The 26122-nt window shown below is 67.8% G+C and carries 20 protein-coding genes and 2 CRISPR repeat arrays; of the genes, 10 read left to right on the top strand and 10 right to left on the bottom strand.

The features are described 5' to 3' along the window. Positions 1–204: 204 nt before the first annotated feature. The 6 genes from cas7g to cas2 are packed head-to-tail and all read left to right on the top strand — an operon-like array spanning position 205 to position 8826. Positions 205–1404, top strand: a complete 1200-nt coding sequence (gene cas7g / locus C1A17_RS07555) for a type I-G CRISPR-associated RAMP protein Csb1/Cas7g (protein ID WP_101652346.1) — start codon at positions 205–207, stop codon at positions 1402–1404. Continuing rightward, positions 1401–3032: a type I-G CRISPR-associated protein Csb2 gene (gene csb2 / locus C1A17_RS07560; protein ID WP_101652348.1), complete on the top strand. Its 1632-nt coding sequence runs from the start codon at positions 1401–1403 to the stop codon at positions 3030–3032. Before cas7g ends, csb2 begins: the two co-directional genes overlap by 4 nt. Further along, positions 3029–5845: a type I-G CRISPR-associated helicase/endonuclease Cas3g gene (gene cas3g / locus C1A17_RS07565; RefSeq protein WP_101652350.1), complete on the top strand. Its 2817-nt coding sequence runs from the start codon at positions 3029–3031 to the stop codon at positions 5843–5845. Before csb2 ends, cas3g begins: the two co-directional genes overlap by 4 nt. Further along, complete coding sequence (locus C1A17_RS07570) at positions 5842–6882, top strand: hypothetical protein (protein ID WP_101652352.1); 1041 nt, start codon at positions 5842–5844, stop codon at positions 6880–6882. The genes cas3g and C1A17_RS07570 overlap by 4 nt, the downstream gene beginning before the upstream one ends. Continuing rightward, the gene (gene cas1 / locus C1A17_RS07575) at positions 6875–8527 is read left to right on the top strand and encodes a CRISPR-associated endonuclease Cas1 (protein ID WP_219618258.1); all 1653 of its coding nucleotides are present in this window, start codon (positions 6875–6877) and stop codon (positions 8525–8527) included. Before C1A17_RS07570 ends, cas1 begins: the two co-directional genes overlap by 8 nt. Next, the gene (cas2, locus tag C1A17_RS07580) at positions 8524–8826 is read left to right on the top strand and encodes a CRISPR-associated endonuclease Cas2 (RefSeq protein ID WP_101652354.1); all 303 of its coding nucleotides are present in this window, start codon (positions 8524–8526) and stop codon (positions 8824–8826) included. Before cas1 ends, cas2 begins: the two co-directional genes overlap by 4 nt. 433 nt (positions 8827–9259) lie before the next feature. After that, positions 9260–10668: direct repeats of the CRISPR family, unit length 36 nt; unit sequence CCGGCGGTTCCTCTGGAACCGCCCCTTCGTTGAGGC. A 14-nt stretch (positions 10669–10682) separates the two neighbouring features. On the opposite strand, the gene C1A17_RS07585 is transcribed toward cas2, so the two are convergent. Continuing rightward, positions 10683–11669: an IS481 family transposase gene (locus C1A17_RS07585; protein WP_101652355.1), complete on the bottom strand. Its 987-nt coding sequence runs from the start codon at positions 11667–11669 to the stop codon at positions 10683–10685. 79 nt (positions 11670–11748) lie between these two features. Then, positions 11749–12144 (bottom strand): RidA family protein, encoded by a 396-nt coding sequence (locus C1A17_RS07590; RefSeq protein ID WP_101652357.1) that lies wholly within the window; start codon positions 12142–12144, stop codon positions 11749–11751. A gap of 128 nt (positions 12145–12272) precedes the next feature. Here C1A17_RS07590 and C1A17_RS07595 point away from each other — a divergent pair, with 128 nt between their 5' ends. Beyond that, the gene (locus C1A17_RS07595) at positions 12273–13238 is read left to right on the top strand and encodes a helix-turn-helix transcriptional regulator (RefSeq protein ID WP_101652359.1); all 966 of its coding nucleotides are present in this window, start codon (positions 12273–12275) and stop codon (positions 13236–13238) included. Positions 13239–13297: 59 nt separating this feature from the next. Further along, a CRISPR array of direct repeats spans positions 13298–14143; the repeat unit is 36 nt; unit sequence CCGGCGGTTCCTCTGGAACCGCCCCTTCGTTGAGGC. A gap of 735 nt (positions 14144–14878) precedes the next feature. Here C1A17_RS07595 and C1A17_RS07600 read toward each other — a convergent pair. The 4 genes from C1A17_RS07600 to C1A17_RS07615 all read right to left on the bottom strand — a co-directional run bounded on the left by C1A17_RS07600 (position 14879) and on the right by C1A17_RS07615 (position 20828). Then, a protein-coding gene (locus C1A17_RS07600; protein WP_101652361.1) for an IS5 family transposase occupies positions 14879–15776 on the bottom strand; the annotation gives its coding sequence in 2 pieces (ribosomal slippage) (positions 14879–15418 and positions 15420–15776; 897 coding nt in all). 144 nt (positions 15777–15920) lie between these two features. Beyond that, entirely contained in the window at positions 15921–17075 is a 1155-nt protein-coding gene (locus C1A17_RS07605; protein ID WP_425427317.1) for an acyl-CoA dehydrogenase family protein, read from the bottom strand. Between the two features lie 20 nt (positions 17076–17095). Further along, positions 17096–19213, bottom strand: a complete 2118-nt coding sequence (locus tag C1A17_RS07610; protein ID WP_101652365.1) for an acetyl/propionyl/methylcrotonyl-CoA carboxylase subunit alpha — start codon at positions 19211–19213, stop codon at positions 17096–17098. 1 nt (position 19214) lies between these two features. Further along, positions 19215–20828 (bottom strand): carboxyl transferase domain-containing protein, encoded by a 1614-nt coding sequence (locus tag C1A17_RS07615; RefSeq protein ID WP_101652367.1) that lies wholly within the window; start codon positions 20826–20828, stop codon positions 19215–19217. A 63-nt stretch (positions 20829–20891) separates the two neighbouring features. Here C1A17_RS07615 and C1A17_RS07620 point away from each other — a divergent pair, with 63 nt between their 5' ends. Beyond that, positions 20892–21677, top strand: a complete 786-nt coding sequence (locus C1A17_RS07620; RefSeq protein ID WP_245873574.1) for a TetR/AcrR family transcriptional regulator — start codon at positions 20892–20894, stop codon at positions 21675–21677. Positions 21678–21726: 49 nt separating this feature from the next. On the opposite strand, the gene C1A17_RS07625 is transcribed toward C1A17_RS07620, so the two are convergent. After that, positions 21727–22353, bottom strand: a complete 627-nt coding sequence (locus C1A17_RS07625; RefSeq protein ID WP_101652369.1) for a TetR/AcrR family transcriptional regulator — start codon at positions 22351–22353, stop codon at positions 21727–21729. A 70-nt stretch (positions 22354–22423) separates the two neighbouring features. Here C1A17_RS07625 and C1A17_RS07630 point away from each other — a divergent pair, with 70 nt between their 5' ends. After that, complete coding sequence (locus C1A17_RS07630) at positions 22424–23080, top strand: GAP family protein (protein ID WP_101652372.1); 657 nt, start codon at positions 22424–22426, stop codon at positions 23078–23080. Next, entirely contained in the window at positions 23077–23265 is a 189-nt protein-coding gene (locus C1A17_RS07635) for a hypothetical protein (protein ID WP_101652374.1), read from the top strand. Before C1A17_RS07630 ends, C1A17_RS07635 begins: the two co-directional genes overlap by 4 nt. On the opposite strand, the gene C1A17_RS07640 is transcribed toward C1A17_RS07635, so the two are convergent. The 3 genes from C1A17_RS07640 to C1A17_RS07650 form a co-directional block, all read right to left on the bottom strand. Continuing rightward, a complete protein-coding gene (locus C1A17_RS07640) occupies positions 23243–23833 on the bottom strand; it encodes a histone deacetylase (protein WP_101652376.1) in 591 nt (196 codons plus the stop codon). The genes C1A17_RS07635 and C1A17_RS07640 overlap by 23 nt on opposite strands. A gap of 95 nt (positions 23834–23928) precedes the next feature. Continuing rightward, positions 23929–25431: an RNB domain-containing ribonuclease gene (locus C1A17_RS07645; RefSeq protein ID WP_101652378.1), complete on the bottom strand. Its 1503-nt coding sequence runs from the start codon at positions 25429–25431 to the stop codon at positions 23929–23931. A 22-nt stretch (positions 25432–25453) separates the two neighbouring features. Beyond that, positions 25454–26095 carry an NUDIX hydrolase gene (locus C1A17_RS07650; RefSeq protein ID WP_101652380.1) on the bottom strand — a complete coding sequence of 214 codons (642 nt, stop codon included), beginning with the start codon at positions 26093–26095 and terminating at the stop codon, positions 25454–25456. Between the last annotated feature and the right edge of the window lie 27 nt (positions 26096–26122).

The following is a 26122-nucleotide window of genomic DNA, read 5'->3' on the forward strand; positions in this document are numbered from 1 at the left end:
ATTCTCCGACGTTTCCCGGAGACCCCGGGGAGACGGACGCGGAGCTCCACGGAGCCCCTGATCTGCAGCGTGCCGGCGCCCCGCGGGAGCGCACATGCGTCACTGATCCGGTGATGCGCACAGAGCTCGCAGTCCTTCAATCTCTCTGCCCAGATCATTCCGATCTCCGTCCCGTCCCACCACACTCTGATCCAGGAGGATCCCATGGAGAAGCTCACTCTTGAAACCCTCACGGCCGCCTGCCGGGCAGGCGGCCCCAGCGTCCTCACCTCGGTCACCGCACTGAGCCCTGCGGCCGGCCCACACGCAGCCGTCTCCCCCGCGAAATTCGTCTCCGGGCGATCCTCGGCGTTCTCGTACTTCATCAGGTTCGTGAACGGCTCGGCACAGCATGCAGTGCTCATCGATTCGAAGCAGTCACAGCTCAATCGCTGCGAGGAGCAGATCGCCGCGGCGATCGCCGATGGTCACGCAATTCTGAGCCGCACACCTCGCATTCGAGTCACGTACTCTGATCAGGCGTTCACCGATATCGAACTCCCACACCGAGCATTCGACGGGCATATCCGTGCCGGCTCCATCGACGGCGCGCCCGCGACGAAAAACCCGATCTACCGCGAAGCCCGCAATGCGAGCAAGACCAACGCCCGTGCGCTGCTCGAACTCAGCCCCGGTAGCCTCGTGTTCGGGTCGTGGGACTCCTCCCGCGCATCGAACCAGGGCCGCTATCAAAGCGCCCTCTCAGGTGAGATCATTGGGTTCCTCGCCGATCAGTCCGGCGCAGAAGCTACCGATCCTCCCCGGAAGGGCGGAGCTCGCGTCGACCCCGTCGGCATGAGCGTGCAGCTTACCGGCGACCAGATGACCACTCTCATCGACGCGCAGGAGGACGAGCTGAGCCCCAAGACCGTCACGGAAACGCGGGCACAGGCCAAGAAGGCGAAAGGCGCCACGCTCTCCGGATCCACGCTGGGCCTGGGCGGGGTACCACCCACCCTGGAATCCCTCGGCGGAGTCTCCTGCTCCCGAATCGTCCGCTCCCACGTCCTGTCCTTCGCCGCTCTGCGGCAGCTCCGCTTCGGCGCAGGTCCTGAGGGAGATGCCGCGTGCCGGGCACTTCTGGCCGCATACGCTCTCAATGGCCTTGCCCGGTCGGATTCCGAACTCCTCCTGCGAGCCGACTGCCACCTCGTCGAGGACGGCGCGCCCGTGGTCACCCTCGACCAGCGGCACGGCAACTCTGTCACGCTGGAGCCGCTGACCATTCCTGAGGCGGACGAGCTCCTCGCCGCTGCAATTCAGCAGGCAGAGTCGACCGCCGGCATCAGCTGGGACGGCGAAGTGCTCCACGTGGTGGGCAACCCTGAGGTCCACCACGCCGCCGAAGAGGAATCGGACGAATGATGGGTGTGTTCGAGCTCAGAATCCGGTTCCCCCTGGGAACGTACACCGGCCATCGCGCCGATGGTTCCGCAGACTACTTCCCCGACCCGGCCCGGGTGTACTCCGCACTGACCCAATCCGCATTCACCGGTACCAGCGCCGTCGTCGAAGCCGGCCGGAATCAGCCGTCGCCGGAAAGCCGCGCGGCACTGCGCTGGTTCGAAACCCACCCGCCGGATGCGCTGCATCTGCCGCGGACGTCGCGCCCGAATCCGGACGCGCCGATCGCCTTTCGCAAAGAGGGCCTCATTCCGAAGGAAGGCGGGAGGTTCGTCGACAAGACTTCGGGGAAGGCGACCGACGACGGTGTCTCCGTCGACGGGGTGTTCGGTATGTCATGGAACGAGATCCCGCCCGACGAGGTCGTCACCGCGCTCGATCACCTCTGCGCAGAGGTCTCACATATCGGCGAGGCGCTCTCACCCGCGGTCCTCGAGGTCGCCAGAACCTCCGCTGAAGGCACGCAACTGAACGCCACGTGGCTGCGCGATCCGGAGGCGCGCCGCTTCACCCGCGGTGGCATCCGGGTGCGCATCCCGCAGCCAGGCAGGCTCGACGAGCTTCAGCATGCCCATGAGCACGCGAACCCGCTCAAGCCTCCGACGGTGGCCGGTGACAAGCACACGGCCAGTGAGTCGTCGAGGCGGCACCCGGTCCCCGAATCGATGAACCGGCGTCAGCGCTACGTCCGCCCGCAACGTGTCGCATCCTCGCTCCCCTGGACGAACGCTATCGTCATCGCCGTTGATGAGCTCACACCACATCCCGGCGCGGAGCCGAGGGCGTTCGCAGACGAGATTCCCGAGCCGCAGCGCGTCGCGTGGTGCGTGGCGCTGCACCGGGCGCTGGTGAAGAGGATCAGCGGGCCGGCTCCGTCGTTTATCACGGGGCGATACCCGGACGGCCTCACGAAGCCGGCCAATCGTCTTGCGCTCCAGTATCTGGATCCGGCGCTCATGGCTGCCAGCAGGTACTCGTCGCTCGCAGGAGAATACGGCGCATTCCTGCTGCTCCTGCCCGCCTTGGCAGCAAGTGATGACCTGCTCGCACTCGAGCATGCGCTCATCGGCCTGCGCGAGATTCGCTCCCGCCACGGATTCGCCCGCGTCCGGGTGCGCGACGTCGAGGTCTCGTGCGAAGACTTCTGGAATCCGCCGGCCGCCGGCATGGTTCGCCTGCGGTCGACGATCCCCGCGATGATCGCCGACATCCGCCGGCAGCGGTCCCCGTGGTCTCTTGTCGAGACCGTCCTCGCATCCATCGGCTTCACCTGGCGGGACCAGCAGGGATACGGCCCTGTGCTGGCCGGTCGCGGTGAGCGGTATCGACGACTCGTCGACGCAGTCAGACAAGATCTCGACCCCGTTGTCCTCGACGTCCACCGGCTGCCCGTCGACGGTTCGGACTACGTTCACCGACTCCCCGAGGGTGTCCCGGCAGAGCCCTTCAGAGCACTCATCGACCTCGGTGACCACCTGCCGGACGGTGCGATGGCCGCCATCGGCCAGAGCCGCCACCTGGGCGGGGGCCTCCTCGTTCCGGTCGACATGCCGGCATCGCTCATCAGGACTCGAGGTGAATCGAGATGAATGTGCCCTCCACCACCGCGCAGCTCACCGCCGAGGAGTTCAGCGAGTTCTTCGCCGAGATCACCGGGCACACGCCGTTCGCCTGGCAGACGAGGCTCCTCGAAACGGTGCTGCGCACCGGCCGTTGGCCGGCAGCTCTCGGGGCGCCCACCGGCGCGGGCAAGAGCTCGGTGATCGAGATCCACGCTTTCGCGGTCGCCGCCGCTTCGCTCTCCGGCACCCGCGTGCCGCGCAGAATGGCGATGATCGTGGGTCGCCGTGCACTGGTCGATTCCCACCTCGCACAGGCGCAGAAGCTGATCAATCGCTTGGCGATGGCGCCGGAAGGAGGCGTCGTCGCGCGGGTTCGCGAGGCTCTCCGTTTACTGGCCCCTGCGCGACCGCCGGGGACGGCCACGCCTGGTCTGCGGTCGGTGCTGCTGCGCGGAGCCGCGCCTCGCGATCGGTCCTGGGTCGATGACGTCTCGACCTGCACGGTGATCTGTGCGACTCCGGAGATGTTCGGAAGCAGGTTGCTTTTCCGCGGCTACGGCTCCAGCCGTCTCGCGCGGCCGCGCGAGGCCGGACTCCTGGCCTATGACACCGTCGCGGTGATCGATGAGGCCCATCTCTCCCGCCAGCTCGATCTCACCGCGCGCCGGATCGATGCTCTCGAATCCATGGCGGACAGACCTCCCACTGTTCCCCGCCTGCAGGTTATGAGCACCTCGGCGACCCTTCCCGGGGAGGGTCATAGCGATGAAATCGAAGGCGTCCTGCCCGCTGACCTCGACAGCGATGAGGTTCTGCGACGTCGCCTGTGCACACCGAAGCCTGTGCGCATCGTCGAATCGGCGGAGCACTCCGGCACCGCGAAACCCCGCGAGAAGTACATTCAGGCGCTATGCCGCGAGGTCCTCGACGTGCATGACCTGATGTCGGCGGAAGGCGGCGAACGGACGGTCGGTTGCGTAGTCAACAATGTCGACACCGCCAACCTCGTAGCCGCCGAACTCCTCCGCTCACGACGTGATCTCGCCGTCGTCTGCCGCACTGGCCAGTCCCGCCCGATCGACATCGAGCGGGGCGTCACCGGCGAGGAGGGCGCACCGGTCCAGCGCTTCCCGGGCCTCTACACGATTGATGGCAACCCGGATGTGTCCGTTCTCGTGACCACCCAGGCGGTCGAGGTCGGTGTGGATATCGACTTCTCCGCGATGGTGACTGAGCTCGCCCCTGGGAGTTCGCTCGTACAGCGCTTCGGCCGGGTGAACCGGATCGGTCGTAGCGCCAGAACCATGATCAGCGTCATCGTCCCGGCGAACCGCGCCGGCGACTATGCCCGGCCGCCATATACCACTGACGAACTCGACCGTGCACTGGAATGGCTGAGGTCCCGAGTCGATTCGAAGGACGGGGTCTCACCATGGGCGGTGACCCGGAACCCGCCGCCCGAGGCCGAACTCGACCGCGAGGTCTTGCAGCGCCCTGAGGACTGGGACGCGCGGAGATGGTCCCACTCCTCGCAGCCGAGCTTCGGCTCGGACGATGTGACGCTGCACCTGCGCGACGACCTCTCGCCGGAGAGGGAATCCATGGGTCTGGTCGTGCGGAGTCGCCTTCCGGAGGACGACGGGGATGCCCTCGCACTCCTGTCCGAAGCTCTCCCGCAGGCACTCGAGGTATTCCCCGTCGAGCCCCGGCACGGCAGAGACCTCATCGCAGGGATCCTGCACGACCCCGCCGAGTGGGAGCCGGCGGCCCGCGCTCGAGCATTCCGCGTCCGCGACCGCATGGTACTGCAGCTCCCGAACAGTGATGCCGGTGCTCTCCACCAATACGTCCGGAGCGGGGACATCGTCATCGTCGACGACATACATCCGATCTTGCGGGACGGCGCGGTGTCCGGCAATCCGACCCGCAGAGCCGCGGCGGTGGATTGGAGCGAACTCGACGGCGTGGTCGCACTCCTGTCCGAACCCGAGATTTCGGAGTTGGGTCCCGATTGGGATCACGAGATCGTTGCTGACCACGCCCAGGTGATCTGGGGTGACCCTGCCGGCATCGATGTAGAAGCGCGGTTCTCCGAACCGGTTGCCGGCGAAGATCCGGCGTGGGTACTCATCACCGAGCGCGCTCGTGCACTCGACGACGAGTCGACTGTGCAGGAGTTCAGCCTGGCCGAGGTCCCGGTTGCGCTCTCCGAGCATGCACGAGCAGTCGCATCGCGCGCACGGTTCCACTCCGACGCCCTGGGGTTGGACTCCGATGTCAGTGCCGTAGTCGAATTGGCCGGGCTGCTCCACGATGAGGGGAAATCGGCCGAGCGGTTCCAGCGCATGCTGGGAGCACGCACGCAGACGGGGTTCATCGCGAAGAGTACGCAGCGTTCTCCCGTAGAGGTTCGAGCCGCCCGAGAGCGCTCAGGATTGCCCAGCGGGTGGCGCCACGAACAGCTCTCGGCTGCGGCAGCGGCCCGTGTTGCGTTCGAACGGAGGATGACTAGGCCGGAGTCGGACCTCCTCATCCAGCTCGTAGGAACCACACACGGGCATGGACGACCGTTCTTCTCCCACGGCGCCGAACGGCTGCTCCTCGGGACCGAGCCGATGAGTTCCGAAGGCACCCGCGCGCGGGAAGACGTCACCGCCGACTCGCCAGCGATCGGAGACAACCGGTGCGAATCCGCCCGGGAAGCCTTCGAGCTCTTCGACGGCGGGGAATGGGACAGCCTCGTCGAGCGTAACCGCCGCGCATATGGAACGTGGGGGATGGCCTATCTGGAGGCGGTGCTGCGCGCCGCAGACGCTCAAGTCTCGAAGGAGAGATCATGACCGACATCGTTGTGAACGGGGAGATCGAATCGGCGCTGACGCACTTCACCGGCCTTGGGCTCGCCACCATCGGCGAAGCCGCCGGGTTTGTCGGAATCCGGTTGTCCTGGTCGGACGAGGACAAACCTCGGCTATCAGTGAGCTTCCCTCATGAGTCGGCAGACTCTATCGCCACTTCGCTGCATGCACACGCTGTGAGCATGGCAGATCCGGAATCCTGGGTCCAGCAGACCATGAACCATGAAAAGAGGCAGTCGACGGGAGTCTTTAGCCCACGGATCAAAGTACCGACCTCGGGCGACTCGTGGGCGAATCTCACCCGTCTGCGGAGACGCTCCCTCGATGCGCTTCTCAAGCGCAATGATCGGTTGTCGCTTTCGATGATCGGTGCTCTTGGGGAACCCTCCTACTGGCGCTTCGAGCGCCAGTCGCCCCGGCCCGACGCCGGTGCCAGTCGATGGGAGATGAAGACCCGGAACAGAGGTGCTGAGTTCATCGGGGACCGTTTCGCCCCCTTGGCCCGGACGGTTGCTCTCCGTGCCCCGGAGGACGTACTTGCCGGAGTGACCGGAGAGCGGACCGACGACGAGCTCGATGGGTCACCCGATTCTCGGACGGCCACCGGCCTGCAGCGGCCCGGCCCAGTCGATTCCGCTCAGGCATGGGTGGCGTTGTGGGGACTGACCGCATTTCCGGTGGCCCACGACCCGCACGCGCAGTCTCAGACGGCAGGAGCGTTTCCGCAGGACCGGTTGCACACGCGGTGGTTCGTCGTCCCGATCTTCGATCGACCGGTGAGCCTATCGCGTTGGCGATCAGTCATCGCCTCGGAGCCGCTGGCCGTCCTGGGCAGACAGATCGCCGATGACGATCACGTGGGCGCATATGATCGCGCCGCGGAGTCACAGCTGGTCGAACTCGGTTCGGTTGCACTCGGAGCCGCACGGGTCGACCTTCGGGGCAGTTCTTCAGCTCCCGAACGGGTCATTCTCGACGTCGAAGTCACCCCGCTCGGCGAGGAGTATCGTCATGGATGATGATACCGACGAGGTGTACGTCGCCCCTGCAACGGAGTATCTCCGTCGAGAAGTGGAGAGTCCGATCCCGCTCAGCCTGGTGTCCCACACGGTCTTCTGCCCGCGCAGGGCGTGGCTCGAGGCCGCAGGTGAGCACACCGACACCTCGCAGATGCAGAGCGGAGCAGCTGCCCATGCGCGGAGCGATGATCGGAGCAGATCACGCGGTTCCGAGCACCGAGCACTCGATGTGACGCATGCAGAGCTAAGCCTTTCCGGCAGGTGCGACGTGGTCGAAGGCGATCCTGGAGATCCATTGACCGTCGTCGAGTTTAAAGCGAATCCGGTACGGCGCCAGAGCTCGGTCACCCACCCCACCCGTGTTCAGCTGGCGCTCCAGACGCTGTGCCTGGAAGACATGGGGAATGAGGTCACCGGATGGGAGGTCTTCTTCACCTCCACCCGACGCAGGGTCGAGGTGCAGCTCGACGAAGCGGATTTCGCCGACGCTCGCCGCTACGTCGATCAGACCCGGGCGGTGATCACAGCTCCGAAGGCGCCCGAACCTTTGGAGGACGACCCGCGATGCACGCGATGCTCGCATGTCTCGGTTTGCCTTCCGGACGAACGATCTGCGGTTCCGGTAACGCGTCGGATCCTCGTCGCTGACCCGGATACTCAAGTCGTCCACCTGGCGACTCCGGGAAGCCGTGCCGGAGTGCGCAGCGGCCGTCTGGTGGTCACCAAAGCCGGTGAGCGACTAGGGGACGTCCCGCTCGAGCGAATCATGGGTCTCGTCGTCCACGGCAACATCGATCTTTCCAGCGCGTTGGTCCGCGAGCTGGCTTGGCGCGATCAGTCGATCGTCTGGTGCTCTGGAACGGGCCGCGTGTACTCATGGTCCCGTCCGGCTCGATCCGCCAATGGACTGCACCGAGTCGCCCAGCACGTTGCAAGCGCGAACGGCAGAGTCGACATCGCATCCGAGATGGTCGCATCGAAGATCGCCAATCAGGCGACACTTCTGCGTCGGACCCTGAAACGGAGTCCCGCAGTCGACAGCTTGCGCCGGTTGCAAGCACGTGCCCGAAGTGCCTCTGGAGTGAGGGAGCTCTTCGGAATCGAGGGGGATGCTGCTCGTGTGTACTTCGGGGAGTTCACCCACATCGTTCGAGGTCCGGATTCCGCAGCGCTCTTGGATACTTGGAACGGCCGGACCGGTCGGGGAGCGTCGGACCCGATCAACAGCATGCTCAATTACGCCTATTCGCTGCTGACGGCAGAGATGATCCGAGCGATTGTCGCGTGCGGCCTCGACCCCCACGCAGGCTTCCTTCACAGTTCGCATCGGAACAAACCTGCACTCGCACTCGATCTGATCGAGGAGTTCAGGGCACCAATCGCCGATTCCGTCGTATTGAGGCTGATCAATAATGGCGAGATCCGATTGAAACACTTCGACGCGCGCTTAGGAACATCAAGGCTCACCGATGAAGGGCGCAGACGACTTCTCTCCGCATTCGAAAGACGTCTCAGCACTGAGATCGTGCACCCAGTCTTCCGGTACTCGGCTACGTGGAGACGAACGCTGGAGATCCAGGCCCGGATGGTGTTGGGAGTTCTCGACGGGAGCCAAGAGAAGTACACCGGGGTGCGCGTGCGATGAGCCGCGACGATGCGCGCCGATCGCTCATCGCTTACGACGTGCCCGACGACCGGAGGCGTTCCCGGCTGGCGAAAGCACTGAGCCGATACGGCGATCGGATCCAGTACAGCGTGTTCGTCGTCGATGTCGCACCGGCGAAGTTGCTTCGATTGCGATCTGAGGTCAGTTCGATCATCGACGCGGAGGAGGACTCCGTGCTCTTCTGCGATCTGGGACTGAGACGATCGCTCAATGATTCTGTCTTCTCATACATCGGCGCAGTGAGGACCATCACCGATGACACCTCAATCATTCTCTAGCTGCTGATACTGCTCGGCGATCCGACGTACATGGGTTCATGCCTCGGGGTGCCTGCGAGCACTGCGGTGCAGCACGACACGCCGCTGAGCTCTCGAATCGCATTCTTGCTGGTCAGACGCAACTTCGCTGATACAGCTCGAAGAGGAGACCATGCCACCGAGCAGATTCCGTGCAGTGCTCGCGGAGGGGCTCGTCAGCGCAGGTCAGATATGATGAATTTGGTTCGCTCCGGCGGTTCCTCTGGAACCGCCCCTTCGTTGAGGCCTGACCGCGCCTCCCGCCGATCCAGTGGCCGGCCCCCGGCGGTTCCTCTGGAACCGCCCCTTCGTTGAGGCTCCACGGAATGACACGGAAACCCCACCCCGCACCCCCCGGCGGTTCCTCTGGAACCGGCGGGTGGATCAGATTTCGATGCCGTCGGCGTCGAGGCCGCCGGCGGTTCCTCTGGAACCGCCCCTTCGTTGAGGCATCGACATCACCTCGCAGGTCTCCGTCGGCTGTGCCCCGGCGGTTCCTCTGGAACCGCCCCTTCGTTGAGGCTGGCAACGATGGAGGATTTCGAGGCGCGCCTGATGGCCGGCGGTTCCTCTGGAACCGCCCCTTCGTTGAGGCACGTGGGAGGACGTGGCCCCGGACGTCACGGATGTGCCCGGCGGTTCCTCTGGAACCGCCCCTTCGTTGAGGCTGGGATCGGTTCAAGTCGGGGTCGCTGCGGGGTATCCGGCGGTTCCTCTGGAACCGCCCCTTCGTTGAGGCCGGGGCATCAGCGCGGAGATCGAGCGGAGGCGAACCGACCGGCGGTTCCTCTGGAACCGCCCCTTCGTTGAGGCGGCAGGTATGTGAAGGAGTCGCAGGGGAAGCCCCGGCCGGCGGTTCCTCTGGAACCGCCCCTTCGTTGAGGCACCCACGGCCTGCCCGCTGTGCCCGCCGACATCGTGCCGGCGGTTCCTCTGGAACCGCCCCTTCGTTGAGGCCGCGAAATGACAACCAACCCTTTCATTCCACCGCCGGCGGTTCCTCTGGAACCGCCCCTTCGTTGAGGCAGGTCGAACGGGCTGGGGTCGCCCATCGCGAGGAACCCGGCGGTTCCTCTGGAACCGCCCCTTCGTTGAGGCTGGGCACGTCGCCGCGCACCGTCAGGTCTTCGATCCAGCCGGCGGTTCCTCTGGAACCGCCCCTTCGTTGAGGCGACTTCTCGCAGTTCGCGCTCGTGACGAACGATTCCAACCGGCGGTTCCTCTGGAACCGCCCCTTCGTTGAGGCTGGGTGCGGGTGAAGGCCGAGGGCGTGATGCCACACCCGGCGGTTCCTCTGGAACAGCCCCTTCGTTGAGGCTACGCCAATTCGGGTAGAGGGCAGTTCCACTTCGCTTCCCGGCGGTTCCTCTGGAACCGCCCCTTCGTTGAGGCCCCTCCATCGCCAGCGCGTCACGCACGATGACGTTGCCCCGGCGGTTCCTCTGGAACCGCCGCTTCGTTGAGGCAGGATCATATCCTCGCCCCCCAGGCCGCTGTCGGGCCGGCGGTTCCTCTGGAACCGCCCCTTCGTTGAGGCTGGACGGTGAGTCGGGTGATCGCCTGCTCGGCGGCAGCCGGCGGTTCCTCTGGAACCGCCCCTTCGTTGAGGCATGGGCCGAAATGCGCCTACCGTGGCGCGACGCGCCGGCGGTTCCTCTGGAACCGCCCCTTCGTTGAGGCGTCGACGCCACGGGAATCCCGGCCACCGCGGACCCCCGGCGGTTCCTCTGGAACCGCCCCTTCGTTGAGGCACGGTGCGGGTCGGTCTAGTGGACGGTCACCCGTCGCCCGGCGGTTCCTCTGGAACCGCCCCTTCGTTGAGGCGGACAACCAGACAACTAGATGTACTGACCGGAGACGTTGGTTAATCGCGAGAAGGGCGGCTGGTTGCCGCAGGCCGTGTGCGGCCGATGCTGGTTGTACTGGTGCAGCCAGGACTGCAGGGCGTCGCGGCGTTCCTGCTCACTGCGGTAGCAGCGGGCGTAGGCCCACCCTTCGGCCATGGTGCGGTGGAATCTCTCGACTTTCCCGTTGGTCTGCGGCCGGTACGGGCGAGTCCGCTTCGGTGCGATCGATAGTTCCTCGCAGGCGTCGCGCCACAGGAACGAGCGGTACGCCCCGCCGTTGTCCGACAGGACGCGCTCGATGGTGACGCCGCGGTCGGCGAACCAGCCGACCGCCCGGCGCAGGACGGCGACTGCAGTGATGGCAGTTTCGTCGTCGTGGACCTCGGTGTAGGCAACGCGGGAGTGGTCGTCGATGACGGTGTGGATGAATGCGTACCCGAGCGTGGGGTTGTGCCACTTGCTGCGGGGCTTGTCTGGCGTAGCGGAGCGATTCTTGTCGCCCTGGCGGCGGCCGACATAGCGCCAGCCGCCGCCGTCGGGGATGTTCCCGAGCTTCTTCACATCCACGTGCACGAGCGACCCGGCATAGTCATGCTCGTAACGGCGAACAGGTTCGCCTGTGGCGCGGTCTAGGTTTGCGAGCCGGTTCAGCCGGACGCCCGTGAGGATTCGATGCACGGTAGACGGCGCGATACCGAGCCTGCTCGCGAGCTGAACCGGCCCTTCGCGAAGTCTCAGGCGCAGGCTCACGCACCGCTTCGTCGTCGCCTTGCTCGTCCTGTGCGGCGAGGTCTTCGGCCGCGAGGACCGATCGTGCATCGACTCGCCATTTGCGTAGCGGTCAACCCACCGCTTCACTGTCGGCCAGGACACCTGGAAGCGAGCGGCGACCTCGCTAATCGGCCAACCGCCATCTACGACCAGGCAAGCGACTTTGAGGCGATGGCGGGGAGTCAGAGCGGCATTTGCGTTGGACATGGGACTCCTTAGGACTGTCGGACGGTCAGCAGGGTTACCCTGCTGACCGTCCGAGATGAGGTTCAAAAGGGGGGAATCGTTATGCGACAGCGGTTCCTTCGAGCTCGACCATCTGGCCGGGGATCGCCAGGCGGGTGACGCCGAGCATCGTGGTAGTCGGGGCGACTCCTGCCGCCCCGAGCTTCCCGGCGAGCACGCCGTAGTGCGGGAACATCGCGTCCACGTCGGTCGTGTAGACGTTGAGTCGAACCAGGTTCGCCAGCGTCATGTCGGCCTCGGCGAGCACGGCCTCGAGGTTCGCCACAGCCAGCGCGAGCTGAGCCGCGATGTCCCCGTCGTGCTCGGGCCGGCCGTCCTTATCCATCGCCGTCTGCCCGGAGATGTACAGGGTCCGCGCCTCACCCTCGACGACCTCCCCTTGGTTGAAGCCCATCTCCTGCGACCACGTCACCGGGTTCACTGCCGTGCGTTTCATTGCTGCTCCGTTCGTTCGCTCGTTGCCCAGCGCCCGGCAACCCTGTGGTCGCCGTCCTCGACGCTGCTCTACCAGCCTTCCGAGGAACCATGACATGTTGTGTCATGATTTTTGGTAGAATCCGATGCATGCGAGCAGACCGACTGGTCTCTCTGGTGCTGCTGCTGCGCCAGCGAGGCCGGATGACCGCCGACCAGCTGGCCGGAGAGCTCGAAGTGTCCACGCGGACCGTGCTGCGTGACATCGACGCCCTCTCGACCGCGGGCGTACCCGTTTACGCCGACCGTGGTCGACACGGCGGTTTCTCGCTGCTTCCCGGCTTCCGCACCGAACTGACCGGACTGAACCATGACGAGGCGCTCGCGCTGCTCACCGCCGGATCAAACCGTGGTGAGAAGGTCTTCGGCCTCAGCGCACCACTGGCCTCCGCGATGCGCAAGGTCGTCGACGCGTTACCCGAGGGGCACCAGATGAGCCTCGGTGATGCGGCCAAACGGTTTCTCGTGGAGCCGGAGACCGACCTGCTTTCTCGCCGTGCCCCCACCGAAGACTTGGCCGACGGCGTCATGAGCGAAGTCCGAACCGCGGTGCTCACCGGCCGCCGGCTGCGCTTCGACTATGCGGCACCCGGCAAGGCACCGAGTCGTCGAACCGTCGATCCGATTGGACTGGTCGCCGTCCGCGGGCACACCTACCTGCTGGCGACGAGGTCTGGAGACGATCGGACCTACCGTCTGTCTCGGATGCTCAGCGCCGAAGTGCTCCCCGAACCGGCGCAACGCCCTGCGCAGGTCGACCTCGACCGCATCTGGGCCGAGCGCACCGCACAGTTCCTCTCCGAGAACCACATCCCCGTCGTCATCCGCATCAAGACGTCACGTCGTGAGGAGCTGCTGGAGAACGCCCGAGCAGTCCGCGCCGAGGAACCGGAGCCGGATGATTGGGTCCGGCTCGACGTGACCTTCGAAGACCTGCGCCACGCGGTATGGGCGGTGTGGCGCCTTGGCACGGACGCCGACGTACTCGCGCCAGAATCCGTCCGCGATGCGCTGTACGTGCGTGCCCAGGCGTTGGCAGCACGTTATCGATCCTGACGATCCGTACCGACTAACGTATCCGGTCAGTACAACTAGAAGGAGACCACTATGACCACCCGGCGGTTCCTCTGGAACCGCCCCTTCGTTGAGGCCCGATCGTGTGGTGGCAGATGTACAGGGAGATGCCGACCGGCGGTTCCTCTGGAACTGCCCCTTCGTTGAGGCACCGTCTGCTCGGAGCTCACGGCGCGGACGATGTGCGCCGGCGGTTCCTCTGGAACCGCCCCTTCGTTGAGGCGAGGAGGTGACGCTCGATGCGCGCGACTAGACGCCTACCCGGCGGTTCCTCTGGAACCGCCCCTTCGTTGAGGCGCTGGCACCGCACCGCTCATCGACCTCGGAGACTTCACCCGGCGGTTCCTCTGGAACCGCCCCTTCGTTGAGGCATCGAACACCAACTCCCTATGATCCGAGACGACCAGCCCGGCGGTTCCTCTGGAACCGCCCCTTCGTTGAGGCCCGATGACTAGCGTCGCCTTGGACATGCGCTCGCGTCCGCCGGCGGTTCCTCTGGAACCGCCCCTTCGTTGAGGCGCCGTCATCGTAGAGCCTCCCGGCGTGAATGCGATCCCCGGCGGTTCCTCTGGAACCGCCCCTTCGTTGAGGCGGCAACCGCATCGTCGCCGGCAAAGACTACTGGATCCCGGCGGTTCCTCTGGAACCGCCCCTTCGTTGAGGCAACTTCCAGTCGTCCATCTCCGTCCTGTCGACGTTCCCCGGCGGTTCCTCTGGAACCGCCCCTTCGTTGAGGCGCCCTCTACACCGCGGTGATCTGGCACGTCGCATCCTGGCCGGCGGTTCCTCTGGAACCGCCCCTTCGTTGAGTCGGCATCGACTTGTGCACGCTGGCGGCCCGGGCGACGCGCCCGGCGGATCCTCTATAGCCGCCCCTTCGTAGGGGCACCGCGAAGGCCGAGGCGACCCGTGCGAAGTACCTCCAGCGCCTCCTCTGGAGCCGCCCCCCCAAAGTTTGGGCTTGACACTCGCGCACCCGGTGGTTCTCCTGGAGTCGCCCTTCGGAGCGGTAAGTCGGCCTTCACTAAGGACCGCCGCGACCCTCAGACAGGTCCGTTGTCCGCCGCGAATCCTCGGCTGGCCCCATGAGCATTATTCACCAGTACCGAGGCGGCAGCTTCGAAGGGATGGAACTCCGGACCGTTGATACTTCCGCCACTCTCTATCGTGTGACGGAGGACCGGGAGCTGTAAGAACGGAACGACGAACTTTCCACTCCCGGTATCCTCGTCTGCGACTTCGTGTACCTCGCCGAGTAGGAACGCCGCCACGAGCAGGCACCACCACAGCTCGAGATCAGCCCCACAGCTCCGGGCAGACCACGGTCGGTGACCTTATGGAATGCCTCAACGCATTCCTCAATGCCGGGTACGCAGAGGACGCAACCATTCTCATTCAGTCCACCACGACAGGGAAACTGAAGCGCGTCGTGACGACCAAGGAGAGACGCGACTCGACACGATGGCCCATCAGAATTCGCTACGAACGCATGAGGGGAAGGTGTCACTCAACATGTGCGAAATTGACTAGCAGCAATTCCATGCCCCTATAGCCACGACTATCGATCCGCCCACACTCTCAGCCATCACCGGGGACCGTGCACGGATTGGTGGAGCTCTGACCTAGGGCGTGTCCGATAAATGGTGTAGCCACGCAATAGCCGCATTGAGCACGACTGCTGCGCGGTAGACGATGGCGAGTTTGTCGTAGCGGGTGGCCAGGGCCCGCCACTGCTTCAGGCGGCTGTAGCCGCGCTCGATGACGTTCCTGCCCCGGTACTTCTCGGCGTCGAACTTCGGCGGCCTGCCGCCCTTGGAGCCGCGGCGCTTGCGGTGGCCCTGTTGATCGTTCGGCTCGGGGATGACTGCTTCAATCCGGCGGCTGCGCAGGTAGGCACGATTGGCCCGCGAGGAGTACGCCTTATCGCCCAGCAGTGCTGTCGGCCGGGTGCGGGCGCTACCGAGTCCGGGGCGCTGGACCCGCAGCTGATCCATGAGCGGGATGAGCATCGGGCAGTCGCCGTCCTGGCCGGCGGTGCACACGGTGACCAACGGCAGACCGTGGCCGTCGACGAGCTGATGGGTCTTCGTCGACAGCCCACCCCGGGACCGGCCCAGCGCGTGGTCAGGCGGCTCGACGTCCGGATTCGTGTAGTTCGACGAGTCCCTTTTTTAGGCGCGTGATGTTCGTTGCGTGTTGATGAGCACGCGCGATCGTGGAGTCCACCGACAGCGACCAGTCGAGCTGGCCGGCAGCGTCAGCGTGAGCGGCCAAGCGGGCCAGCGCGGTGTCCCAGGTGCCGTCGTCGGCCATCCGGCGATGCCAGGTCCATACCGTCTGCCACTTGCCGAACGTCTCGGGCAGATCCCGCCAGGCGATCCCGCACCGGTAGCGGTAGATGATGCCCTCGACCATCTGGCGGGCATCAGCGAAGGGCCGGCCCCTGCGGCCGGTCGGAGCAGGCAGCAAGTCAGCGATCAGCGACCATTGAGCATCCGTGAGCAGTTGGAATCTCGACATGCTCCCAGGCTCTCAGCCAGCGAACCACATCATTGTCAGACACGCCCTAAGTGTGCGTCATTCTCCGGGGATGAACCTGCAATCGCGGAACGCTCAAATCGTCCTCACAGCACGCCCCTGCTCATGCGAAGTAGACGCCCCTACTCACCCCACCCCCAACTCCCGGGCGATCAACATGAGCTGCACCTCCGTCGTCCCCTCGCCGACCTCGAGGATCTTCGAGTCGCGGTAGTGGCGGGCGACGAGGTACTCGTTCATGAAGCCGTAGCCGCCGTGGATCTGGGTGGCGTCGCGCGCGTTGTCCATCGCGGCATCACCGGCGACGAGCTTCGCGATCGAGGCCTCCTTCTTGAACGGCAGCCCCGCGAGCATCCGTGAGGCCGCCAGGTAGTACGCCGCCCGCGCCGCCACCACACGGGCCTCCATGCGAGCCAGCTTGAACGAGATCCCCTGGTACTCCCCGATCGGCTTCCCGAACGACTTCCGCTCGTTCGCATACTTCACCGACTCTTCCACGCAGCCCTGCGCGGCCCCCACCGACAACGCGGCGACCGCGATGCGGCCCTCGTCGAGGATGCGGAGGAAGTTCGCGTAGCCACGGCCCCGCTCCCCCAGCAGGTTCTCCTCCGGCACCTGGACGTTGTCGAAGGTCAGCGGGTGCGTGTCCGAGGAGTTCCAGCCGACCTTGTCATATGCCGGCTCCACGGTGAACCCGGGGGTCCCCGACGGGATGATGATCGTCGAGATCTCCGGCTTCTCCTGCCCGTCCCTACCGGTCCGGGTGCCGGTCACTGCGGTGGCGGTGACGAGCCGGGTGATGTCCGTGCCTGAGTTCGTGATGAAGCACTTGCCGCCGTTGACCGTCCACATGCCGTCCTCGAGCACGGCCCGGGTCTTCGTGCCGCCGGCGTCGGAGCCGGCCTCCGGCTCGGTGAGGCCGAAGGCCGCCAGGCCGGAGCCGTCGGTGAGCTGGGGCAGCCATGCGCGCTTCTGCTCCTCGGTGCCGAACCGGTGGATGGGCATCGCGCCCAGCGACACCCCGGCCTCGAGCGTGATCGCGAGCGACTGGTTGACCCGCGCGATCTCCTCGATCGCCAGGCACAGCGCGAAGTAGTCCCCGCCCATCCCGCCGTGCTCCTCCGCGAACGGCAGGCCGAACAGGCCCATCTGCCCCATCTTCGCCACGAGCTCATAGGGGAATTCGTGCTTGGCGTCGAGCTCCGCGCTCACCGGCGCGACGTCGTCATCGGTGAACTTCGCGACGCTCTTCCGCAGCGACTCGTACTCATCGGGGAGCATTCCGGGGGTGAAGGTCGTGGTCATGACTGGCCGTCCTTGTCTGTCGAAGATGCGTCGGTGGAGGAATCGCTGGTCTCAGAAGTGTCGGTGCCCGCGTCATCGGTCACGGTGGCAAGCAGCTCGTCGAGCGCCACCTGAGCGCCGGCGGCGGTGTTGAGGTGCAGGGTGCCGGCCATGGGCGCGGTGAGGACGTGCTCCATCTTCATCGCCTCGACGACGATGAGCGGCTGGCCCGCCTCGACCGCGTCACCGTCCACGGCGCGCACGTCGATGACGGAGCCGGGCATGGGGGCGGTGACCTCTGCGCCGGCCTCCCCCGGGTCGAGCGTCGGGTCGGCGACCGCGCGGGTGAACCGGAAGATCCCGGTCTCCGAGCGGACCCAGATCTCCAGGGTCGGCCGCTGGGCGCGGGAGTCGACCACCCGGGTCGTCCACACCGTGGCCCGCTGATCCACCCCGTCCTCCCGGAACGTCATCTCCCGGCCCCGGGGCGCCTCGGCCGAGGTGCCCGCAGCACCGCCGACCCCGGCACCTGCCGTGCCCGCACGAGCACTGCCGGCCCCGTCGCGTTCGAACCGGGCGAGGTCGACGGTCTCGAGGTCGACCTCGACGAGGCGCTCCTCGCCCTCGTGGGTCAGCGGCACGCGAAGCACGGGCGGCTGGGAGGTGCGCCAGCTGCTCGGCCGGTTCCACACACTGTCCGAAGTCCGGGCCTTCGTCGCGTCCCCGAGCACGGCGAGCGCGGCGAAGGCCCAGTCCGCCTCGCTCGGCGTGTGCTCGAGCTCGCTGCCCGTGCTCATGCGGTCGATGAGCCCGGTGTCGAGCTCACCGGCCGCCACGTCGTCGCGCGACAGCAGGGTGCGGAGGAAGTCGATGTTCGTCACGATGCCGGGCACCGCGGAGCGCTGCAGGGCGTCGCGGAGCTTCGCGACGGCCGCCGGGCGGTCCGGGGCGTGGACGATGAGCTTGGCGATCATCGGGTCGTAGTCGGTGGCGATCCGCTGCCCGGCGTCCAGGCCTGCGTCCACGCGGATGCCCTCCCCTGCCGGGAACACGACCGCGAGGGCGGTGCCGCCGGTGGGCAGGAAGCCGCGAGCGGGGTCCTCGGCGTAGATCCGGGCCTCGATCGCATGCCCGGTGAGCGTGACCTCGTCCTGGGCGAAATCTATACGCTCGCCGGCGCCGATCCGCAGCTGCCATTCGACGAGATCGAACCCGGTGACCTCCTCGGTGACGGGATGCTCGACCTGGAGGCGGGTGTTCATCTCCATGAAGAAGAACTCCTCCGGGGCATCGGCGGCGACGATGAACTCCACCGTGCCCGCCCCCCGATAGCCCACCGAACGCGCGGTGTTGCAGGCGGCCTCGCCGATGCGCGCCCGCGTCGCCGCATCGAGCAGCGCCGACGGTGCGTCCTCGATGACCTTCTGGTGGCGGCGCTGCAGGGAGCATTCGCGCTCGCCGAGGTGGACGACGGTGCCGTGCTCGTCGGCGAGCACCTGCACCTCGATGTGGCGCGGGGTGGCGACGAGCCGTTCGAGGAACAGCGTGTCGTCGCCGAAGGAGTTCGCGGCCTCACGCCTCGCGGCTGTGAGCGCGGCCGGCAGCTCAGCGGCGTCGAACACCGCGTGCATGCCCTTGCCGCCGCCGCCGGCGGAGGGCTTGATGAGGACGGGGAAGCCGACGTCGTCGGCTGCGGTGATGAGCTGCTCGTCGGTGAGTCCCGCCTCGGCGACGCCGGGGACCAGGGGCACCCCGTGGGCGGCGACGGCCTGCTTGGCGGTGATCTTGTCGCCCATGGTGCGGATCGCCTCGGCGGTGGGGCCGAGGAACACGATCCCGGCGTCCTCGCAGGCGGCGGCGAACGCGGCGTTCTCGGAGAGGAACCCGTAGCCGGGGTGGATCGCCTGCGCGCCGGTGGCCCGGGCGGCATCGATCACCTTCCTGATGTCGAGGTAGGACTCACTCGCGGCTGCTGGGCCGAGCCGCACGGCGGCGTCGGCGGCGCGCACGTGGGCGGCGCCTGCGTCCGCGTCGGAGTAGACGGCGACGGTGCGGATGCCGAGCCTGCGACAGGTGCGGATGACGCGCAGCGCGATCTCGCCGCGGTTGGCGATGAGGACGGTGTGGAAGAGCATGTCACATCCTGAAGACGCCGTAGCCCGGCGCGTCGAGGGGGCGGGTCAGCGGTGCGTGGCGGCACGCCTCGAGGGCGAGCGCGAGGACGCGGCGGGTGTCTCCGGGTTCGATGATCCCGTCGTCCCACAGCCGGGCCGTCGAATAGTAGGGGTTGCCCTGCTGCTCGTACTGCTCGAGGATCGGGGCCTTGAACTCGGCCTCCTCCTCGGCCGGCCAGTCCTCGCCGCGGGCGGTCTTCTGGTCGCGGGTGACGGTGGCGAGCACGCCTGCGGCCTGCTCGCCGCCCATGACGGAGATCCGGGCGTTGGGCCACATCCACAGGAAGCGCGGGGAGTAGGCGCGCCCGCACATCGAGTAGTTGCCGGCCCCGTAGGAGCCGCCGATGACCACGGTGAACTTGGGCACGCGGGCGGTGGCGACGGCGTTGACCATCTTCGCACCATGCTTGGCGATGCCGCCGGCCTCGTAGTCGCGGCCGACCATGAACCCGGAGATGTTCTGGAGGAACACGAGCGGGGTGTCGCGCTGGTCGCACAGCTCGATGAAGTGCGCGCCCTTCATCGCCGACTCCCCGAACAGCACGCCGTTGTTCGCGATGATCCCCACCGGGTGGCCGTCGATCCGGGCGAACCCGGTGACGAGGGTGGTGCCGTACTCGGCCTTGAACTCGTGGAACCGCGAGCCGTCGACCAGGCGGGCGATGACCTCGCGGACGTCGTAGGGGACCTTCGAGTCGACGGGGACCACCGCGGTGAGCTCGGCCGGGTCCCACGCGGGGGCCTCGGCTTCGGTGCGCTCCCAGGCGGGCGCGGGGCGGGGGGCGAGGGTGGTGACGATGTCGCGCATGATCTCGAGGGCGTGCGGGTCGTTCGCCGCGAGGTGGTCGGTCACACCCGAGGTGCGGGAGTGGAGCGCTCCCCCGCCGAGCTCCTCGGCGGTGACGACCTCGCCGGTGGCGGCCTTGACCAGGGGCGGGCCGCCGAGGAAGATCGTCCCCTGCTCGTTGACGATGATCGACTCATCCGCCATCGCCGGGACGTAGGCGCCGCCGGCGGTGCACGAGCCGAGCACCGCGGCGAGCTGCGGGATGCCCGCGGCGGACAGGGTGGCCTGGTTGTAGAAGATCCGGCCGAAGTGCTCGCGGTCGGGGAACACCTCGTCCTGGTTGGGCAGGTTCGCGCCCCCGGAGTCGACGAGGTAGATGCAGGGCAGGCGGTTGTCCTTGGCGACCTCCTGCGCGCGGAGGTGCTTCTTCACGGTGATCGGGTAGTAGGTGCCGCCCTTGACGGTGGCGTCGTTGGCGACGATGACGCACTCCCGGCCGGCGACCCGGCCGATCCCGGTGATGATACCGGCGCCGGGCGAGGCGTCGTCGTACATCCCGTTCGCCGCGAGCGGGGAGAGCTCGAGGAACGGCGAGCCGGGGTCGAGGAGCTGCTCGACGCGGTCGCGCGGCAGGAGCTTGCCGCGGTCGAGGTGCCGCTGCCGGGACTTCTCGGACCCACCGCGCGCGGTGGCGGCGATCCGCTCACGGAGCTCGGCGATGAGCTCGGCATGCGCCGAGGCGTGGGTGGCGCCAGTGGTCGAGTTCAGCGGTGAACCGATCACTTTCATGGATGATCCCCATTTCAGTTAATTGAGGCTAACTCAGTTGGTATCATAGCGATCATGGGCATAGTGGACAAGAGAACGGGCGATGCAGGCACTGCGGGCGGCACGAATGCCGCCGGGGCGGAGCGCGTGAGCGGTCCGGGCGCAGCCGAGGCAGAGCGCGCGGGCAGGCCGGCCGGCGCGACGATGCGGCAGACCGCCAAGGCCCGCCGGCGGCAGGCGATCCTCGACCACAGCAAGCGGCTGTTCGCGGCCTCGGGGTTCCGCGCGGTGTCGATCGAGGAGATCGGCGCGGGTGCAGGGATCTCCGGGCCGGCGGTGTACCGGCATTTCGGGTCGAAGGAGGAGATCCTCACCGAGCTGCTCGTCGGGATCTCGGAGTACCTCCATGCCGGGGGCGCGGAGATCGCCGCGGGGCGGGACGCACCGGGCGACGGGGGCGAGCGTGGCGATGGGGACGCACCGGGCGACGGGGACGCACCGGGCGACGGGGACGCAGTCACCGCGGGGTCCGGCCCGGCCGGCACCCTGCGGCGGCTCGTCGACTTCCACCTCGCGTTCGCGCTCGGCGAGCCCGAGCTCATCCGGATCCAGGACCGGGACCTCAGCGCGCTTCCCGCCGAGGCGCGCAGCAGCCTGCGCCGCCTCCAGCGGCAGTACGTGTCGCTGTGGGTCGCCGCACTCCGGCGGCACGCGCCGGAGCTCAGCGAGGACGCCGCGACGGTGACGATCCACGCGGTGTTCGGCATGGTGAACTCCACGCCCTACGTCGTGCGCCGGGTCGATTCCGCAGTCGTGGCCGAACGGTTGCGCGCGGCAGCACTGGCGACGCTGGGGGTCGGCGGGGGCTGAGCCCGGGCCTGCCTACCCTGCCTCCGGGCGGCCGCACCCAACTGCTGCGTCAGGGCCTCGGAACCGCGGCGAGGAGTGAGCGGAGCAGGCGGCGGGCGGAGTCGGGCGAGACCTCGCCCGGGGTGTTGACGAGCTGGGAGGCGAGCCCGTCGGCGAAGGTGTGGAGCAGTGCGGCCCACACCTCGACCTCGGCGTCCGGATGCGGCCGTGCGGCTGCGGCCGGATCCGCGGCGGCCGGCTGCCCGCGCAGCGCCGCGATGCACTGCCGGTAGAGCGAGCGCTGGTCGGACCACGTGCGGGATTCGCCGGGCGGCACGTGGCGGCGCTCCCATTCGGCGATCGCGATCCACAGCGCATACTCCTCCCGCCGCTGCGCGTCCAGGGGCAGGAGCTCCTCGATCATCAGCGCGACAACCTCGGCCGGGGGCTCTCCGGACCTGGGCCGCTGGATCCGCGGCATCGCCTGGTCGCGCAGACGGTGCGTCACGGTGGTGATGACGTATTCCTGGAGCGCCTTCTGATTGGCGAAGTAGTGCCGCAGCGCGCCGGTCGAGAATCCCGCCTCGGCCGCGACCCCGCGCACGGTGACGCCGTCGAGGCCCTCCCGCAGGATCACCCGAACGGCGGCCTCCGCCAGCTCGGCGCGGCGCTGGTCATGGTCGACGATTCGTGGCATGCCCCGATATTAACACGCACGTGTTATTTTATTTAGCACGCCCGTGTTTTTACCGATCGAAGGAATCCCCATGACACTCACGACGGTCGCCCCGGTCCTCGGACTCGCCGTGCTCGACACGCTGAGCCCGGCACTCCTCGGGATCACCCTGTTCCTCGTGCTCACTCGCCCTCCGCGCCTCGGGCTCCTGCTCGGCACGTTCCTCCTCACGCTGGCCGGCTCGTACTTCGCCCTCGGCGTCGTGCTCATGCTCGGCCTCGACGCGCTGCTGCCGGCGATCAGCCCCGAGGTCGCGCCGTGGATCCAGGCCGGGATGGGTGTCGCGCTCTTCATCGCGAGCTGGCTCATCCCCACGCGGCCGTCCGCCGGGCCGGAGAAGCGCGTGCGCGCCCTCACTGTCGGCGGGATGATCGGACTGGGAGTGGGAGCGTGGCTGTTCGAGTTCGCCACAGCCGTGCCCTACTTCGCGGCGATCGGCATCATGACCGCGGCCGACCTCGAGCCCGCCGGATGGCTCGTGCTGCTCGGCGCGTACGTCCTCATCATGATCCTGCCCGGCGTGGGGATCTACGCCGCTTCGCTCGCCCTGGGAGAGCGGACGCACGCGCGGTTCGCCCGCTGGAAGGACGCACTCGAATCCGGTTCGCGCAGCACCCTGAGCTGGATCCTCGGGATCGCCGGCGTCGTCATCGTCCTCAACGCACTGCCCCAGCTGGGAATCCTGTGATCGGCTCGCCGGTCGACGAGATCTCCACGATCGAGCGGGGTGACCTCGAGAACACCAGGATCGGCACCGTCCGCCGCTATCTGAAGGCCGTCGGCGGCGAGCTCTCCATCGAGTACGTCACCGGGGATGCGCGTCAACGTGGCCTGACAGTCCCAGCGCCGCTCACGCCGCGATGCAGGACCTGAGGTGCTCATCGATGGTGCTCGCGGACCAGCCGTGCGCCTCGCGCAGACCGGTGCTCAGCATCGACAGGTAGGCCGCCGTGGGCATCGTGTGCTCGACGGCGGCGCTCCCGTGGGGTGCGGTGAAGGTCAGCATGGGCGTGCCCTCCCGGCGACCCACGTCGATGAGCGTCTCGTAATGGCCGGGCCCGGCCCGGTGGCGGGCGTTCTCCTCGAGGCCGACGACGATCTCCTCGATCGGATCGTCGGGGTCGGGGATTCGGTGCATCTCCTGGGCGGCGATGTCGGCGAACTGACCAGCAGTGACGAGATAGGCCTTCGCAGGGGTCGGGCCGGGCACGTCGTGGTCGTAGAACGCCATCCCGCCGCCGCCCCACACCCGGGACTCGCCGGCGAAGTAGAGGCTGCCCGGCAGGTCGACGCCGGCCTCGGCGCGCGGCATCGAGGGGTCCCGCGCCCCGCGATAGGAGACATCGGCGCCCGGCGGCCGACCGCCGCGCAGATAGCAGGCGAGGCGCTCCCGGGACATGTTCGATCCGTAGCTGACGTACCAGACGAGACTCTCAGACATCGCCTGCAACGCTTTCGCACCTCGGTCCGCGGTCGCAAGCCGAGGCGCCGGACTCGACGGGATCGCCAGCGGACTCACACGGTGTTCGGAGGCGCTCAGCGTTCCACGGGCACGAACTCGATCTGCCCGGACTCGACGTCGACGGAGGAGAGCACGAGGCTCACCCGGCTGCCGACCTCGGCCTCGCCGTCGACGAACGCGACGATGGCCGGCTCCGGGAAGTGCACCTCGAAGCGGGCTGCGCGCTGTTCGGTGGCGTCGCGCTGGGACACGGCGACGCCTTCGAAGGTCTCCCCCACGCGGTCGGCGAGGAGGACGGCCTCGGTGGCCTCGATGACGGCGTTCTCGACCTTCCGCGACCGGGAGCCCGCCGAGTTCATGAGGTCCGGCAGCTCCGGCAGAGCGGTGCGCGCCCATTCCGGCGCCTCGACGCCCTGGGCCGCGGCCCAGGCGAGTGGGAGCACGAAGCGGTCGACGAGCCGACGCAGCGGCGCCGTGGTGTGAGCGTAGGGTGCGCCGACGGCGGCCTGGACGGTCTCCTCCTCGCCGAGTTCGGCGGTGATCTCGGTGTACCCGGCGCCGCGGAAGAGCATGGGCGAGGCGTAGTGGACAGCGAGTGCGGCCGGGTCGCCTCCCGTGTGGTCGATGAGGGCGAGGATCTCCTGGTAGGTGCCCGAGGCGTCGAAGCCGAGCGCTGCGACGACCGCAGCGAACTCCGCGATCGTGGCGTCGTCGGGTCGCGGGAGGGTGCGGAGGATCCCGTGGCCGGCAGCGAGCATGAGGGCGGCGGCGACGCGACCGGCGAGCAGGGAGATCTGCGCGTTCGCGTCCTCGATCTCCCGGCGCGGACGGAAGGCGAGCGTGTAGGTGCTCTCGTCGTCGCGTGTGGCCTCCTGGACGCGCGTGACCTCTTGGTCCGGGATCGCGAGGTCGATGCCGCCGCGGGCCCGCTCCTGGGCGAGGAGCGCGGCACCGATCTCCGGGAGGGCGGCCATGCTCGGGTGGAGGGGGCGGCCGGCGTCGTGCGCCTCCTGCACGGTGTCGTAGTCGAGCTGCTCGACCGAGCGGACGACGGCGCGCACGAGGTCCTGGGCGACGATCTCCCCGGACTCGGCGAGGTCGACGATGTAGACGTAGGCGGCCTTGACCGTGCCCGGGAGGAGGGAGGCCGCGCCCTCCGAGATCACCGGCGGATGCAGCGGGATGCGGCGGTCGGGCAGGTACTCGGTGAGTCCGCGCTCGCGAGTCTCGGCGTCGAGGGCGCCGCCGGGGCGGACGAACCGACCGACGTCGGCGATCGCATAGTGCACCCGCCAGCGGGCTCCCTCGACCGGGCTGTCGCTCAGGTGCATCGCCTGGTCGAGGTCGGTGGCCCCGTCCGGGTCGATGGTGATGAACGGCAGCGCGGTGAGGTCCTCGCGCGGCTGCTCGATGCCGTCGTAGCCGGGAGTGTGCGGGTCGGTGAGCGCGGCGACGGCGTCCTGCGCCTCGGCGAGGGCCGCTGCCGGGTACTCGTGCGGGAGGTCGGCGGCGATCCGCTCGTAGGCCTGCTCGAGCGCGGTGGTGGGCCGGGGTGCGCGCATCCGGTGGGTGATCATGACAGCACCCTACTGCGGGAGCTCAACCCCGGTGCACGAACAGCCTCGACGGCCTCCCCCGCCGTCCGTCCGTCATCTCGCCGGTGGGTTGGAGCAGCGGCTCCATGCGCCTGCGGAAGGCATCACGCTGGACCTCCTCGCCGAGCACCGCCTCATGGACGATCTGGAGGTCGCGCAGGGTGAAGGCCTCCGGCAGCAGTCGCCACGGGTCCGGGGACTCGGCGTAGTCGGCGCGCACCCGGGCGAGCGCGAAGGACACGACGCGCGGCTGATCGTAGGGCAGATCGATCGAGCCGCCCGGCCCCACCTCGGCCACGGGGACGAGCGAGATCCGGCCGGCGGCGATGCCCTCGGCGACGACCGCGGCGTCCACGACGTCGAGGTGGGCGACGGTGACGACCCAGCCGCGCTGGTCACGGTCCGGGTCGTCGAAGACCTGGAGCTGCTGGGGTTCGCGGCCGGAGATCCCCGCCTTCTCCGACTGGCTGCGGAGCACTGCGGCGGCGAGGCGCTCGCGCTCGTGGACGAAGGTGCCCGGCAGGAGGAGCCGGCCGTGTCGGTCGCGCACGAGGACGATGTGGAGGGCATCGTCCGCGACGGAGAAGGTGGCGGTGTCGACGGCAAGCGACGGCCTCGGGAAATCGGTGAGGTCGGATGAGGTCATGGTGCGGCGCAGCGGAGCGGCGGGACG

This window comes from Brevibacterium ihuae (assembly GCF_900184225.1).
GTDB lineage: Bacteria > Actinomycetota > Actinomycetes > Actinomycetales > Brevibacteriaceae > Brevibacterium > Brevibacterium ihuae.

Coding starts and splice junctions, on each gene's coding strand:
- cas7g (WP_101652346.1), top strand. CDS start 205: ATGGAGAAGCTCACTCTTGAAACCCTCACGGCCGCCTGCCGGGCAGGC.
- csb2 (WP_101652348.1), top strand. CDS start 1,401: ATGATGGGTGTGTTCGAGCTCAGAATCCGGTTCCCCCTGGGAACGTAC.
- cas3g (WP_101652350.1), top strand. CDS start 3,029: ATGAATGTGCCCTCCACCACCGCGCAGCTCACCGCCGAGGAGTTCAGC.
- C1A17_RS07570 (WP_101652352.1), top strand. CDS start 5,842: ATGACCGACATCGTTGTGAACGGGGAGATCGAATCGGCGCTGACGCAC.
- cas1 (WP_219618258.1), top strand. CDS start 6,875: ATGGATGATGATACCGACGAGGTGTACGTCGCCCCTGCAACGGAGTAT.
- cas2 (WP_101652354.1), top strand. CDS start 8,524: ATGAGCCGCGACGATGCGCGCCGATCGCTCATCGCTTACGACGTGCCC.
- C1A17_RS07585 (WP_101652355.1), bottom strand. CDS start 11,669: ATGTCCAACGCAAATGCCGCTCTGACTCCCCGCCATCGCCTCAAAGTC.
- C1A17_RS07590 (WP_101652357.1), bottom strand. CDS start 12,144: ATGAAACGCACGGCAGTGAACCCGGTGACGTGGTCGCAGGAGATGGGC.
- C1A17_RS07595 (WP_101652359.1), top strand. CDS start 12,273: ATGCGAGCAGACCGACTGGTCTCTCTGGTGCTGCTGCTGCGCCAGCGA.
- C1A17_RS07605 (WP_425427317.1), bottom strand. CDS start 17,075: ATGCTCCCCGATGAGTACGAGTCGCTGCGGAAGAGCGTCGCGAAGTTC.
- C1A17_RS07610 (WP_101652365.1), bottom strand. CDS start 19,213: ATGCTCTTCCACACCGTCCTCATCGCCAACCGCGGCGAGATCGCGCTG.
- C1A17_RS07615 (WP_101652367.1), bottom strand. CDS start 20,828: ATGAAAGTGATCGGTTCACCGCTGAACTCGACCACTGGCGCCACCCAC.
- C1A17_RS07625 (WP_101652369.1), bottom strand. CDS start 22,353: ATGCCACGAATCGTCGACCATGACCAGCGCCGCGCCGAGCTGGCGGAG.
- C1A17_RS07630 (WP_101652372.1), top strand. CDS start 22,424: ATGACACTCACGACGGTCGCCCCGGTCCTCGGACTCGCCGTGCTCGAC.
- C1A17_RS07640 (WP_101652376.1), bottom strand. CDS start 23,833: ATGTCTGAGAGTCTCGTCTGGTACGTCAGCTACGGATCGAACATGTCC.
- C1A17_RS07645 (WP_101652378.1), bottom strand. CDS start 25,431: ATGATCACCCACCGGATGCGCGCACCCCGGCCCACCACCGCGCTCGAG.
- C1A17_RS07650 (WP_101652380.1), bottom strand. CDS start 26,095: ATGACCTCATCCGACCTCACCGATTTCCCGAGGCCGTCGCTTGCCGTC.